The sequence below is a fragment of the Bradyrhizobium sp. 138 genome (genome assembly GCF_023074075.1).
In the GTDB taxonomy this organism is placed as follows: domain Bacteria; phylum Pseudomonadota; class Alphaproteobacteria; order Rhizobiales; family Xanthobacteraceae; genus Bradyrhizobium.
The window spans coordinates 222,632-236,716 of the sequence record NZ_JADPKT010000033.1 but is presented as its reverse complement, the minus strand read 5'-3'; the positions used below and the strand labels follow the sequence as shown (position 1 = coordinate 236,716).

The following is a 14,085-nucleotide window of genomic DNA, read 5'->3' as shown; positions in this document are numbered from 1 at the left end:
GCCGCTGATCGGCGCCTCTTACCGGATCAAGGATCGCTTCCAATGACCTCGCCCCTTCGACACCTGACGGAAGCCGGCTTCCTCGGAAAATTCTACATCGACGGAGAATGGCGGAAGCCGATCGGATCAGTCGCGGCAGCAGCAACCGTCGTCAATCCGGCGACGGAGCAGCCGATCGCCGACGTCGTGCTCGGCGATGACGATGATGTGGACTGCGCCATCGCAGCCGCCAGACGAGCCTTCGCCGGCTGGTCCATGACGCCGCCTGCTGATAGAGCGGCGCTGCTCGACCGGATTCATGCTTTGCTTCTGGAGCGGCTGGAGCTGTTCGCGCAGGCGCTTACGTGCGAGATGGGAGCTGCCATCACCTATGCGCGCCGAGCCCAGGTGCCGCTGGCCGCCGAACATATCCGTGTCGCACGCGACAATCTCGCGAACTATCCGTTCGTCACCCCACGCGGCAGCACCGCGATCATGCGCCAGGCGATCGGGGTCTGCGGTCTCATCACCCCCTGGAACTGGCCTCTCTACCAGATCACTGCGAAGGTTGGTCCGGCGCTCGCGGCGGGTTGCACGGTGGTGTTGAAGCCGAGCGAATTATCGCCGCTAAGCGCCTTGCTATTCGCTGAGGTAGTGGACGATGCCGGTTGTCCGCCCGGCGTCTTCAACCTCGTCAATGGGACAGGTCCGATCGTGGGCGCCGCTCTCGCATCGCATCCGCGGGTCGACATGATCTCGATCACCGGCTCGACCCGGGCCGGCGTTCTCGTGGCGCAGGCCGCGGCGCCCACCGTCAAGCGCGTCGCCCAGGAGCTCGGCGGCAAGTCGCCGAACATCATTTTGCCGGACGCCGATCTGAGCCGTGCTGTTCCGCTCGGCGTCAGCGCGGCCTTCCGCAATCTCGGCCAATCCTGCAGCGCACCGACGCGCATGCTTGTGTCCCGCTCACAGTTGGAGGAGGTCGAGATGCTGGCGGCGGCCGCCGCTTCTGAATTGGTGGTCGGCGATCCCCTTGCGGAAAGCACGACCCATGGCCCGATCGCCAACCGGGCGCAGTTCGAGCGCGTGCAGACCATGATCAGTGTCGGTCTGAAGGAAGGCGCGAAGCTCGTCGTCGGCGGGGCGGGGCGGCCTGACGATCTTCAGATTGGCCTCTATGCGCGGCCGACGATCTTCTCGAAGGTCCGCCGCGACATGAGGATCGCGCAGGAGGAGATTTTCGGCCCGGTGCTGTCGATCGTTCCCTACGACACCGTGGAGGAGGCGATCGAGATCGCCAACGACACGGTCTACGGTCTCGGCGCCCACGTACAAGGCACTGACATGGAGACGGTACGGGCGGTCGCCCATCAGATCCAATCGGGTCAAGTGCATCTCAACCACCCCGACTGGGACCCCAACGCACCTTTTGGCGGCTACAAGCGCTCCGGCAACGGCCGGGAATACGGCCTTGAGGGCATGGAGGAGTATCTTGAGACCAAGGCCGTCCTCGGATTTTACCGATGAAGGCCAGCGATCTACCGAGAGCAGCTTCGATCAATCAAGGGGCCAAAAACCCGAACATCTTGCGAAGTCCCGGATGATTTCAGCACGTTCTATCGAGCGCACCATGCGATGAAGGGCTGATCGGAACTTTGCTTCCGCATTCTTGGCAGCCGAGGTTCGTTGGACCATGTCGCCCCACGTTGAGCGCATTCACAGCGATGAGCGTCTCCCGACCGAGGCCGACGTCGTTATCGTCGGCGGCGGCATCCTCGGCTGTACGGCCGCCTATTACCTGGCGAAGCGCGGCCTCTCTGTGGCGCTGCTCGAGAAGGGCCACATCGCCTGTGAACAATCGAGCCGAAACTGGGGTTGGTGCCGCCAGCAGAACCGCGACCGGCGCGAACTGCCGCTCTCGGTGCTTTCCATGCGGCTCTGGGACGAGCTCACGCGCGATATCAATCGGGACCTCGGATTTCGACGCTGCGGTCTCGTCTATGCGACCCATGACGAGGCTGTGCTCGCCGGCTGGGAAAAGTGGCGCGAGGTCGCCAGGGAGTACGACGTCGACACCCGCGTGCTGAGCCGGGCGGAGGTGGCCGAGCGCGTCCCCGAAGCGCGCGACCAATGGGTCGGCGGGACCTATTCGGAACGGGACGGCAAGGCCGAACCTGCGCTCGCCGCGCCGGCTATCGCCGATGCGGCCAGAGTGCTGGGCGCCACAATCCATCAGGGATGCGCCGCGCGGGCGCTCGACTTGGCCAATGGCAAGATTGCGGGCGTGCACACGGAGAAGGGCTACATCAGGACCAGCGCGGTGCTGTGCGCCGCCGGCGCCTGGTCCTCGCGGTTCCTTCGGCCGCTCGGGATCAGCTTCCCCCAAGCGAGCATCCGGCAGACCGCGCTGCGTTCCACCCCGACGATCAACATAGGCGAGGCAGTCTCCACACCCTACTGCACGATCACGCGCCGACTGGACGGCAGCTATACGCTTGCGATCAGCGGCAAGGCGAACCTCGAAATCACGCCCCAGGCTATCCGGTATAGCCGGGAATTCATGCCGCAGTTCTTGCGTCGCCTGAAGAATGTCAGGCTCGGCATCGGCCAATCGTTCGTTTCAGGGCCGGATTCGATGCCGGCGCTGCTGACCAACGACGATCGGATCTTCGAACAGAATCGCGTGCTGGATCCTCCGCCCTTGAAATGGCTGGTGAGCCAAGTGGTGGAGAGTGTTCGGAAAACCTTCCCCCAACTCGGCGAAATAGAGATCGATAGCGCCTGGGGTGGCTTCGTCGATTGCACGCCGGACGCAGTGCCTGTGGTGTCGCAGGTGGACGGGGTGGAAGGCCTCGTCCTCGCGGCGGGCTGCTCGGGTCACGGCTTCGGTTTGGGCCCGGGGCTCGGCTATCTGGCCGCAGAGCTTGTCGTAAACGACACGCCTTGCGTCGATCCCACACCGTTCCGGCTGTCGCGTCTGGTCGACGGCTCGAAGCTGGACATTGCCGCTATCTGAAGATCGAGCCGGAACTCAGGCCTGACGCGTACCCTGGCGTTTCCTCCCCAACTTGAGCCACTCCTTCGGAGTGGCTCTTTCTTTATGGACAAGACGGTTTGGCTGATCGAGGTGCCTCAGCCGAAGACCCACCGTTTGAGCCTGGACGAAGCATCTTCGCCGGCCGATGGTTCAACAGGCAGACTTGTCTCCCAATGGGCGAACGATCGCGCCGGCGTTCATGATGTCCGCCGGATCAAACGCGGTCTTGATCCGGCGCATCGCCGCGATGCGTCCGAGATCGCCGTACCGCTCCAGAAGGTGCTTCTTGAATCGACCAACGCCGTGCTCCGCGCTGAACGTGCCGCCGAGCGCCGCGGCCGTGTCGTAGAGTTGCAGGGACAGGCTACTTTCGATCCGCTTGGTGAACTCCAGCCGGTCGACGCCAGCAGGAACGAGCACGTTGTAGTGCAGATTGCCATCGCCGACGTGTCCATAGACTGACAGCTCAAGGTTGGCGTCATGCGACCGCACCTGCGCGTCGGCTAAATCCAGGAAGCGCTGAATGGAGGAAAGCGGCACCGAAATGTCGTGCTTGACCGATCCGTTACGACGCTTCTCGCCTTCGGGGATGGCCTCGCGCAGCCGCCACATCGCGGTCCGCTGCGATCCGCTCTGCGCCAGGAGCGCGTCCTCGATCCATCCGGACTCGATCGCCTCGGCCAGAACGGCTTCCATCAGTTCGTCGAGATCGAGATGGCGTGAGGAAGAGGCGAACTCGACGAGGACGGCGCCTCCTGGTCCGTCTCGGAGGGAGGGCGGGTCGGTCATTGCTTCGGTCGCGAGCGCGATCGATCGGGCCGCCATGAACTCGAATGCGGTCAGCAGGTCCGCGGATTCACGACGGATCAGGGCGAGAAGCTCGGCGAGCGGCGCGCCCCGCGCGAGCTTCAGCCAGGCGGTCGCGCGGCGGGTCGGCAAGGGCGCGAGACGCAACACTGCGCCCGTGACGATGCCGAGAGTTCCCTCGCCTCCGATGAAGCACTGTTTGACGTCGTAGCCGGTATTGTTCTTCCGCAGCTTGCGCATGTCGGATATCACCGTGCCGTCCGACAGCACCACCTCGATCCCGAGCAGCAGATCGCGGGTCATTCCGTACCTGACGACGGACAGTCCGCCGGCGTTCGTGCCGATGTTGCCGCCGATCCGGCAACTGCCTTCAGCGCCTAGGCTGAGCGGCAACAGAAGTCCGGTGGCCGCCGCGGCGTCCTGTACGTTCTTCAGGATGGCGCCGGCGTCGACAGAGATGCTCATGGAGACGGGATCGACTTCGCGAATCCTGTCCATCCGCTCGAGGCTCACGATGATCTGGCGTCCGGAGGCGTCCGGCGTCGCGCCGCCGCAGTAGCTGGTGTTGCCGCCTTGCGGAACGATACCGAAGCCGTGGCGCGCCGCTAGCCGCACGATGTCGGCGACCTGCTTCGTGGTTGCCGGCATTAGCACTGCAAATGTGGACCCGGTGAAGAGCTGGCGTTGATCCGTTGTGTAGGCGGCAATCCGCTCGGGGTCTTCGACGATGTCCCCGCCCTCCAGAAGGTCGCGAAAGGCCTGAAGGTGTACTGACTGGGACATGCTTCAGCTCCCGATTGGCATCGGGTCATCTTTGCGCATTTGCGCGGCATTGCTTGCCGTTTGGTGCCGGTTCTGAAGACACCGATGCCGAAATGCCGCGATGTTCGGCAGTTGCGGCTCATTATCTTGCAGCCGAAGCGAACGGGATCGGTAGAAGGGTCCAAAGCAGCACGGTACTGCGGAAGCTCAGCCGGTAGGGGGGCCGTGTTCTAAAAGCGCTGGGGAAGCCTTCCAAATAAGCACTTGAAGTGAAAGGAAAATGCCTCGAATGTTAGATTGAAATCTTCTGTCGGCCCAAAAACAGCAACTACCTACCGAGAACGAAAAGCGAAATAACATCAATATGTTATCGCATCGATTTTGTATTGCCCCCATGATGGATTGGACCGACCGGCACTGCCGGGTGTTCCATCGTCACCTGACGCGGCGGGCGCTGCTCTATACCGAGATGCTGACCAGTGGCGCCGTCATTCATGGCGACCGGGAGCGGCTGCTTGGATTCGACGCGATCGAGCATCCGGTCGCGCTTCAGCTTGGTGGCTCGGATCCGCACGAGCTCGCGCAGGCCGCGGCGATCGGCGAGGCGTTCGGCTACGACGAGATCAATCTCAACGTCGGTTGCCCATCCGATCGCGTCAAGGACGGCCGCTTTGGCGCCTGCCTCATGGCGGAGCCGGAGCTGGTGGCGAGGTGCGTCGAAGCCATGAAGCGCGCAGTCGCCGTTCCCGTCACGGTGAAATGCCGCATCGGCATTGACGACCAGGATCCGGAAGTTGCGCTCGATGCGCTTGCGCGCGCTGTGGTCGCCTCCGGCTGTGATGCGCTGATCGTGCATGCCCGCAAGGCTTGGCTCAACGGTTTGTCTCCGAAGGAGAACCGCGATATCCCGCCGCTCGACTATGAGCGCGTCTATCGTCTCAAGCGCGCAATGCCCGGCGTGCCCGTCATCATCAATGGCGGCATTCCTGGAATCGACGAGGCGAGGGCGCATCTCGAACATGTCGACGGCGTGATGCTCGGCCGTGCCGCCTATCAGGAGCCATGGCGGCTGCTTTCCGTCGATTCCGACATCTTCGGCGAGGCGGTCCCGCATGGGTCCATGCAGGACGCGCTCGAGGCGATGATGCCCTATATCGAGCAGCAGCTCGCGCGCGGCACGCGGCTGCATGCGATCACGCGGCATTTCGTCGGGGCATTCCATGCCGTGCCCGGCGCACGGGCCTTCCGTCGCCATCTCGCAGAGCAGGGCGTGAAGCCGGGCGCCGACCTCGAGGTGCTGCGCGATGCGATCGCGCGCATCGGTGCACGCGCGCCGGCCGAAGCGGCGTAAGTCAGCTAATCAACCGCCGTGCGTGAGCGGCGGTGGCTGCTCTGGAGCTCAGGATAGCCCGTGAGCATCAGCTTGTCGGCGCGGACGCCCCAGCTCTCCAGGCGGTCAAGGAAGCTCATGCCGAGCAGATTGGTCCTCATCTGCCCGCGCTGGACGACGAGGGCCGGCACCGATTTTTCGACGAGATGGCCGACGGAGAGGCGGTCGAGCGTGAGGCGGGCCGCCTTGGTATGACCACCGGCGGTTTCGAGATCGACGTCGTATTCGAGCATCTCGAGCGGCAGCCCGATGGCTTTGGCGGTTTCCCAGGTCAGCACGACCGACGTCGCACCGGTATCGATCACCATTGGCGCTGCGACACCGTTGATCTTCGCACGCAGCGCAAATTCGCCGCCCTGGCCGCGTGGGATCTGCACCGCGGGGGCGGGCGTCGCCGGCTGTGCGCGAAAAATGTGCGAGACTTTATTGCTTGCGCGCGCGATCTGCTCGGGATCGCCATAGGCGACGACCGCGCCTGCCGTGCCGGCGAGCATGACGAGAACGAGGAGGAAGCGGATCATCGCGCGCCTCCGCAGGCGCGCAGGCCGGTCAGGTGCGTTTCGGGGATCCCGCGATCGGCACAAGTCCAGCTTCCGTCATGCGTGCCGGCAACAGGGCCATGACTGCGAGCCGCTCCGCACCTTCCATGGCGTGCCAGCGCGCGATCTCGGGCAAGGTCCGGCCGCAGCCGAAGCATAGCTTGGTCCTGGGATCGATCATGCAGACGGCGACGCACGGCGTTTCTTTGCTCATTCGGACATAGTGGAGGATGGTCGGGCATGTCGGCAAGCATTTGGTTAAGAGCCCGTGCCTGCGCTCATGATCGGCTTGTGGCGGGGCCGGCGCTTCTCGTCGGGCAGTACGGAACTCTCCGGCTGGAGCGGTGGAGAATCATCCGACAGCGGCGCAAGCGCGCTCATCACGCGCTCCGGCGGGAAGGTGACGATCACCTCGGTGCCGATGCGCAGCTTGGATTTCAGCGTGAACGTGCCGCCATGCAGGTCGATCAGATTCTTGGCGATCGGCAGGCCGAGGCCGGCGCCCTGTTCGGCCGATTTGATCGAGTTGGAGCCCTGGCCGAACGAGGCGAGCACGACCGGGATCTCGTCCTCGGGAATGCCGGAACCTGAATCCTTCACCGAGAGATATTGTCCGCCCGAAGCGGTCCAACCGGCCTTGAGCCAGATCTCGCCGCCCTGCGGGGTGAACTTGATCGAGTTGGAGAGCAGATTGAGCACGACCTGGCGGATCGCGCGCTCGTCGGCCCAGAGCCGTGGCATGGCCTGCTCGAACACCTCGTGGATGGTGATGCCGCGGCTCGAGGCACGCAGCTTCATCAGATGATGGCAGTCGGCGACGATGCCGACCAGCGACACCGCTTCCTCGTTCAGCTCGTAGCGGCCGGCCTCGATCCGCGACAGATCGAGGATCTCGTTGATGAGGTTGAGCAGGTGCACGCCGGAATTATGGATGTCCGCCGAGTACTCCTTGTAGACCGGCACCGCATGGACGCCGAAAATCTCGCTCTTCATCACCTCGGAGAAGCCGAGGATCGCATTCAGCGGCGTGCGCAGCTCGTGGCTCATCTGCGCGAGGAAGCGCGACTTGGCGACGTTGGCGGATTCGGCGCGGTGGCGTGCTTCATCCGAGATCGCCTTGGCCTGTTCGAGCTCGCCGATCAGCGCGTCCTTCTCGGCGCGCGCTTCCAGCGTGGCGAAGGTGGAGGAGTGCAGACGATGCGCCAGCAGCACGAAGTAGCCTTCGGCGGCGAGTGCGAGCGCAGCCAGGACGTAATTATCCAGCGAGCCGGTCATCGCGAAGCTCAGCGCCATCGCGACCGCAACCGGCGCGGTGGCGGCAAGGGCTGCGATCGGCAAATTGGCGGCGAGCATGCTCGATACTGCGATCACCAGCAGCATCAGGAACATCATCAGCGTTTCCGTGACCAGGTCGAGCACGGGATGGATCAGGATCGCCATCCAGCACAGGCCATAGAGCAGGTCGAGCACGACAAAGCGCGTCCGCCATGCGCGCGTCGCGGCCGGAGAGCTGGGCTCGGTCAGGAACCGCCGGCAACTGCGGATCAGGGCGCCGTGGATGCAGAGCATGCCCGCGGTCCAGGCCGCGGCCGGGATCGGCTGCATCCACAGCCCGAACAGCACGCCGGTCGCGACCACCAGCAGCATCACGACATAGGAAGCCGACAGCCGGGTCTGGGCATATTGGCGCAGCATTTCGGCGTCGAAGGCCGGCCGGGTTCCGCTGGTCGAAGTCAACTTGTCGCGCGCCTCGCGGACCCGCTGCGCCGCAGCCCTTCGGCTGCTCGCCGATGGAGCGCTCACCGGCTCGGCCGGAAGCTGCACAACCTCGGGCTTTTCAGCGGGGTTACTCATCAAGCAACACGATTCCTGCCCACGCCGGACGCGGGCCTTCTGCATTGTCTATCTCTGGCAACAAATCCTTAAGAGGTGACTTAAGGAGCTAAAGAATTACGTTAACCCGGCGTTAATTTTGGATCTCGCCCGCGCCGTTCAATGCAGCGCCGCGTGCTGCACGATGTACGCCACCGCTCCCGCCAGATAGCCCGCAAGTGCGGGAGGCGCGATGCGGCGGGCGTACCAGAGGAACTCGATCCGTTCGAGTCCCATGGCGGCAACGCCCGCGGCCGACCCGATGATCAGGATCGAGCCGCCAGTGCCGGCGCAATAGGCGATGAACTCCCAGATGAAGCTGTCGGGCGGGTACTGCACCAGATTGTACATGCCCATCGTCGCCGCGACGAGCGGCACGTTGTCGATGATGGCGCTCAAGAGACCGAGCAGGATGACGATGATGTCGAGGCGGCCAACGGTGGTGTCGAGCCATTTGGCCAGCAGCTCCAGCACGCGGGCATGCTCCAGGCACGCGACGGCCATGAGGATGCCGACGAAGAACACGATGGAGCTCATGTCGATGCGCGTCAGCGCATGGACGAGGGTGAGGGGGCGACGCGCATCCTCGTCCTTGTGGCGGTGAACGATCTCGCCGACCAGCCAGAGGATGCCGAGCCCGAACAGGATGCCCATGAAGGGGGCGAGGTGCGTCACGGCCTTGAACACCGGGACCGCGACCAGCGTACCGAGCCCGAGATAGAACATCAGATTGCGTTCGAACAGCTCGACCCTGAGGGCCTGCGCTTCCCGCTGCAGCGGAGGAGCGATGTCCTTCCCTCTGACGGAGTAGCCGATGATGAGCAGCGGTACGAGCAGATTGACCAGGGACGGCAGGAACACCGATTTCATGATGCTGACCGGCGTGATCTGTCCTCCGATCCAGAGCATCGTCGTCGTGACGTCCCCGATCACGGTCCAGGCACCGCCGGCATTGGCGGCGATGACGATCAGGGAGGCGAACAGCAGGCGATCGCTCTTGTTGCCGATCAGCTTCTGGATCAGCGAAACCATCACGATGGTGGTCGTCAGATTGTCGAGGATCGCGCTCAGGAAGAACGTCACGAAGCCGATGATCCACATCAGCGTGGTCTGCTTCGTGGTGCGGATGACCGAGGTGATGACTTCGAAGCCGTTATGGGCGTCGATCACCTCGACGATCGTCATGGCGCCGATCAGGAAGAAGACGATCTGCGCGGTCGAGGCGACGGATTCGTCGAGCTGGTGGCTGACGAGCGAGGCGTCGCCGACGGACATCGCATAGATGGTCCAGAGCAGGCCCGCTCCCAGCAGAGCCGAAGCGCTCTTGTTGACGCCGAGCGGGTGTTCGAGCGCGATGGCTGCATACGCAACGATGAAAACGGCGGCTATCACGCTCAGCAAATCGGTCCCCCGGAGTTCGTTCTTCGGCTCAATGGCGCTTGTCAGGCCTTGGCGCGGCGCCAGCGCTGCGTCAAGGCCGGTGACGGTCGCAGCTGCCCGGCCGCGACCGTCACGCGCTCCTCAGCGTTGCAGGCGCGCGAGCAGGCTCGATGTATCCCAGCGCTTGCCGCCCATCTTCTCGACCTCGGCGTAGAACTGGTCCACGAGCGCGGTCACCGGCAGGGTGGCGCCGTTGCGACGGGCTTCAGCCAGCGAGATCGAGAGGTCCTTGCGCATCCATTCGACCGCGAAGCCGAAATCGTATTTGTCGTCGTTCATGGTCTTGTAGCGATTTTCCATCTGCCAGGACTGCGCCGCGCCCTTGGAGATGGTCTCGATCACCGCGGCGACGTCGAGGCCGCTCTTCTTGGCGAAGTGGATACCCTCGGAGAGACCCTGCACCAGACCGGCGATGCAGATCTGGTTGACCATCTTCGTCAGCTGGCCGCTTCCGGCGGGCCCGAGCAGCTTGCACATCCGCGCATAGGCGCCCGTGATGATCGGCTCCGCGCCGGAATAGGCATCCTGCGCGCCGCCGCACATCACCGTCAGCACGCCGTTCTCGGCGCCGGCCTGGCCGCCGGAGACCGGCGCATCGACGAATTTGAAGCCGGCCTTGGTGGCGGCTGCGTCCAGCTCGCGTGCGACCTCGGCGGAGGCGGTGGTGTGATCGACGAAGGTCGCACCCTTCTTCATGCCGGCGAAGGCGCCGTCGGCGCCGATCGTGACCGCGCGCAGATCGTTGTCGTTGCCGACGCAGCACATCACGAAGTCCTGGCCCTCGGCGGCGGCCTTCGGGGTCGCTGCGGTCTTGCCGCCGAACTTGTCCGCCCACTCCTTCGCCTTGGCCGCGGTGCGGTTGTAGACGGTGACCTCATGGCCCCCTTTTTTGACGAGGTGTCCGGCCATGGGGAAGCCCATGACACCGAGACCGAGGAAAGCGACTTTAGCCATGTGTGGTACCTTGTCCGTAGCTTGAGTTTTACGGTTGCATCCGGGCGAGGGCGCCAGGCGGCGTCCTCGAGGTTCCGCTGCGAGGGCGGATCGGAGGCGCACCATAAACCGTTAAGCCGGGAGGGCAACGGCTTCGTTTGGCGGCCCCCTGTGCTAGGATTGAGGGACCTTAAGGACTTCAAAACAAGGGAGCGAGAGCATGGGCGGCGTGAGCGTTGGCGTCCTCGATCATTTCAACATCCGGACCCGGAATCTGGCCGAGACCGTCCGCTTCTACGAGGACGTGCTGGGCCTGGAAAAAGGCGCCCGGCCGAACTTCGCCTTCCCCGGCGCCTGGATGTACAGCGAGGGCAAGGCGGTGGTGCATCTTGTCGATATTTCTGCGACGGCTGAGCCACAAAAGCCGGATTCCGGCGTTGTCCACCACGTCGCCTTCGTCAGCCGCGGCTTTGACGGCATGAAGCAGCGGCTGACGTCCAAGGGGATGAAGTTCGACTCCCGCCAGGTGCCCGGCGGCGACCTCTGGCAGATCTTCGTTCACGACCCCAACGGGGTCATGATCGAGCTGAATTACGAGGCCACTAAGGAGCAGGGGGCAGCGCCCGCCGAGATGGCTGACGATATCGGCAGGCAGTAGCCTTTTGGGCGTTTCCGCTCTAATGGGGCATCCTAAAGTCTCGAGCATGACCTTGCCGGAAAGCCGCTCCACGCTCTGCGCTGGCGCGGCCCTCCAGGTCCGGATCAGGCTCCGTTCAGGAGATGCGCTTTGAGCGTGACGCAGCAACAGGTTCTCGACAGCCTCGCCAGGATCAAGTCGCCCCGCGGGGTCGCGCTCACCAATGCCAATGTGCTGAGCGCCATCAGCGCGTCCGACGGCAAGGTGTTCTTCTCGATCAATGTCGACGCCGCCGAGGCCAGGGCCTGGGAGTCCATCCGGGCCGAGGCCGAGGCCGCCGTGCGCACCATTCCCGGCGTCACCACCGTCATGGTGGCGCTGACCGCGGAGCGCAAGCCGGGCTCCGCGCCTCCACCGCCGCCGCAACCTAGCCGCGGCGCGCCGGGCGTGCAGCCGGTCCATGCCCACAAGCCGCCGCCGCAGGGCGGCGCCCAATCGCCCATGGCGCGGCAGTCGGAGATCCCGGGCGTCGCCGCCGTGATCGCGGTCGCCTCCGGCAAGGGCGGCGTCGGCAAGTCGACCACCGCGCTGAACCTGGCGCTGGGTCTGCGCGATCTCGGCCTCAAGGTCGGGTTGCTCGATGCCGACATCTACGGTCCCTCGGTGCCGCGGTTGACGGGCCTGCGCGACAAGCCAGAGCTGAACGACGCGCGCAAAATGATTCCGCTCCGGCGCTTCGGGCTCGCCATTATGTCGATCGGCTTCCTGGTCGAGGAAGAGACCGCGATGATCTGGCGCGGTCCCATGGTGATGTCGGCGGTGACGCAGATGCTGCGCGACGTCGAATGGGGCAAGCTCGACGTGCTGGTGGTCGACATGCCGCCGGGCACCGGCGATGCCCAGCTCACGTTGGCGCAGAACGTGCCGCTCAAGGGCGCGGTGATCGTCTCGACCCCGCAGGATCTGTCCCTGATCGACGCGCGGCGGGGACTTGCCATGTTCAAGAAGGTCAACGTGCCCGTGCTCGGCATCGTCGAGAACATGAGCTACTTCCAGTGCCCGCATTGCGGCACCAAGTCGGACATTTTCGGCCATGGCGGGGCGCGGCACGAGGCCGAGAAGCTCGAGGTACCGTTCCTCGGCGAGATCCCGCTACATATGGCGATTCGCGCCACCTCGGACGCCGGCAATCCCGTCGTCGACAGCGAGCCGGACGGTCCCCATGCGGCGATCTACCGCGCCATTGCAGGGCAAGTCCGCGACCAGCTCAAGGGCGTCATCGCGGCGGCCTGAACCGGTCACCGCGGCTAGCTCCGGGGACATGCGACTTTCGTAGAGCCCCGTCATGCCATTGTCGCGTTCCGCAAGCGGGGCTTCCGTGTTAAAGGCCCACGGCAGTCAAGCCCCTTCGGTTCGACGCGGTCCCAACGCGTCGCCGGAATGAGCGGCGGCAAGAAGAGAAGTCAAGGGGAAACGCCCCAGCAAGGAGAGACCTGAAGATGAAGCGTCGTGATTTTCTTAAAGTGTCGGCAGCAGGCGCGGCGGCGACCGCGGTGGCCTCGCCGGCGATCGCGCAGTCCTCGCCCGAGATCAAGTGGCGCCTGACTTCGAGCTTCCCGAAGTCGCTCGATACCATCTATGGCGGCGCCGAGCAGATGGCGAAATACGTCGCCGAGATGACCGACAACAAATTCCAGATCCAGGTGTTTGCTGGCGGCGAAATCGTCCCGGCCCTCCAGGCGCTCGATGCGACCTCCAACGGCACCGTCGAGATGTGCCACACCGTCTCGTACTACTATGTCGGCAAGGATCCGACCTTCGCGATCTACGCCTCGGTGCCGTTCGGCCTCAACGCACGCCAGCAGAACTCCTGGTGGTACCAGGGCGGCGGCATGGAGCTTGGCAACGAGTTCTTCAAGAAGTCGAACGTGATCGGCTTCCCCTGCGGCAACACCGGCACCCAGATGGGCGGCTGGTTCCGCAAGGAGATCAAGACCGTTGCCGATCTCTCCGGCCTCAAGATGCGCATCGGCGGCATCGCAGGCCAGGTGCTTCAGAAGGTCGGCGTGGTGCCGCAGCAGCTCGCCGGCGGCGACATCTATCCGGCGCTCGAAAAGGGCACCATCGACGCTGCCGAGTGGGTCGGCCCCTACGATGACGAGAAGCTCGGCTTCGCCAAGGTCGCCAAGTACTACTATTATCCAGGCTTCTGGGAAGGCGGGCCGACCGTCCACGCCTTCGCCAACCTGGAGAAGTTCAATGCGCTGCCCAAGAGCTACCAGGCGATCCTCACCAACGCGATGACCAATGCCAACACCTGGATGGCCGCGCGCTACGACATGCAGAACCCTGCAGCGCTGAAGCGCCTGGTTGCCGGCGGCACCCAGCTTCGTCCCTTCACCAACGAGGTGCTGGAAGCCTGCCTCAAGGCGACCAACGAGCTCTGGGCCGAGATCTCGGCCAAGAACGCCGACTTCAAGAAGTCGATCGACGCCATGCAGGCCTACCGCTCCGACGAATATCTGTGGTGGCAGGTCGCCGAATATACCTACGACAGCTTCATGATCCGCTCGCGCACGCGCGGCTGATCGCCTAGGCCTAAAGTCGCAAGACCGGAAAGCCCGGCCTCCCGTGGAGGCCGGGCTTTTTCTTTGCCGCAGTGCGATCGGGATGGCATTCGGTCTCGCAT

12 protein-coding genes are annotated in these 14,085 nt (G+C 64.3%); 6 read left to right on the top strand and 6 right to left on the bottom strand.

Going from position 1 to position 14,085, the window contains the following annotated elements:
- The first annotated feature begins 42 nt into the window (after positions 1–42).
- Together IVA79_RS16425 and IVA79_RS16420 are read left to right on the top strand one after the other, a co-directional pair.
- Positions 43–1,506 carry an aldehyde dehydrogenase family protein gene (locus IVA79_RS16425; RefSeq protein WP_247554417.1) on the top strand — a complete coding sequence of 488 codons (1,464 nt, stop codon included), beginning with the start codon at positions 43–45 and terminating at the stop codon, positions 1,504–1,506.
- 166 nt (positions 1,507–1,672) lie between these two features.
- Positions 1,673–2,995, top strand: coding sequence for an FAD-binding oxidoreductase (locus tag IVA79_RS16420; protein WP_247554415.1), 1,323 nt, complete (start codon positions 1,673–1,675; stop codon positions 2,993–2,995).
- Between the two features lie 171 nt (positions 2,996–3,166).
- Here the strand turns inward: IVA79_RS16420 and IVA79_RS16415 are convergent, their stop codons facing one another.
- On the bottom strand, positions 3,167–4,606 hold the full coding sequence (locus IVA79_RS16415; RefSeq protein WP_247554413.1) for an FAD-binding oxidoreductase: 1,440 nt from the start codon (positions 4,604–4,606) through the stop codon (positions 3,167–3,169).
- 337 nt (positions 4,607–4,943) lie between these two features.
- Here IVA79_RS16415 and dusA point away from each other — a divergent pair, with 337 nt between their 5' ends.
- Positions 4,944–5,936, top strand: a complete 993-nt coding sequence (gene dusA / locus IVA79_RS16410; protein ID WP_346658183.1) for a tRNA dihydrouridine(20/20a) synthase DusA — start codon at positions 4,944–4,946, stop codon at positions 5,934–5,936.
- Positions 5,937–5,941: 5 nt separating this feature from the next.
- Here the strand turns inward: dusA and IVA79_RS16405 are convergent, their stop codons facing one another.
- From IVA79_RS16405 to IVA79_RS16385, 5 genes are all read right to left on the bottom strand, one after another.
- Positions 5,942–6,496: a TIGR02281 family clan AA aspartic protease gene (locus tag IVA79_RS16405; protein ID WP_247554410.1), complete on the bottom strand. Its 555-nt coding sequence runs from the start codon at positions 6,494–6,496 to the stop codon at positions 5,942–5,944.
- A 28-nt stretch (positions 6,497–6,524) separates the two neighbouring features.
- Positions 6,525–6,728 (bottom strand): DUF1289 domain-containing protein, encoded by a 204-nt coding sequence (locus IVA79_RS16400; RefSeq protein WP_247554408.1) that lies wholly within the window; start codon positions 6,726–6,728, stop codon positions 6,525–6,527.
- A gap of 44 nt (positions 6,729–6,772) precedes the next feature.
- A complete protein-coding gene (locus IVA79_RS16395) occupies positions 6,773–8,368 on the bottom strand; it encodes a HAMP domain-containing sensor histidine kinase (protein WP_247554407.1) in 1,596 nt (531 codons plus the stop codon).
- 138 nt (positions 8,369–8,506) lie between these two features.
- Positions 8,507–9,787, bottom strand: coding sequence for a sodium:proton antiporter NhaD (gene nhaD, locus IVA79_RS16390; RefSeq protein WP_247554404.1), 1,281 nt, complete (start codon positions 9,785–9,787; stop codon positions 8,507–8,509).
- Between the two features lie 120 nt (positions 9,788–9,907).
- Positions 9,908–10,780: an NAD(P)-dependent oxidoreductase gene (locus tag IVA79_RS16385; RefSeq protein WP_247554402.1), complete on the bottom strand. Its 873-nt coding sequence runs from the start codon at positions 10,778–10,780 to the stop codon at positions 9,908–9,910.
- 199 nt (positions 10,781–10,979) lie between these two features.
- On the opposite strand from IVA79_RS16385, the gene IVA79_RS16380 reads away from it, so the two are divergent.
- From IVA79_RS16380 to IVA79_RS16370, 3 genes are all read left to right on the top strand, one after another.
- On the top strand, positions 10,980–11,417 hold the full coding sequence (locus tag IVA79_RS16380) for a VOC family protein (protein WP_247554400.1): 438 nt from the start codon (positions 10,980–10,982) through the stop codon (positions 11,415–11,417).
- Between the two features lie 129 nt (positions 11,418–11,546).
- Positions 11,547–12,689: an Mrp/NBP35 family ATP-binding protein gene (locus IVA79_RS16375; RefSeq protein ID WP_247554398.1), complete on the top strand. Its 1,143-nt coding sequence runs from the start codon at positions 11,547–11,549 to the stop codon at positions 12,687–12,689.
- A gap of 206 nt (positions 12,690–12,895) precedes the next feature.
- Positions 12,896–13,984: a TRAP transporter substrate-binding protein gene (locus IVA79_RS16370; protein ID WP_247554396.1), complete on the top strand. Its 1,089-nt coding sequence runs from the start codon at positions 12,896–12,898 to the stop codon at positions 13,982–13,984.
- Positions 13,985–14,085 lie beyond the last annotated feature (101 nt).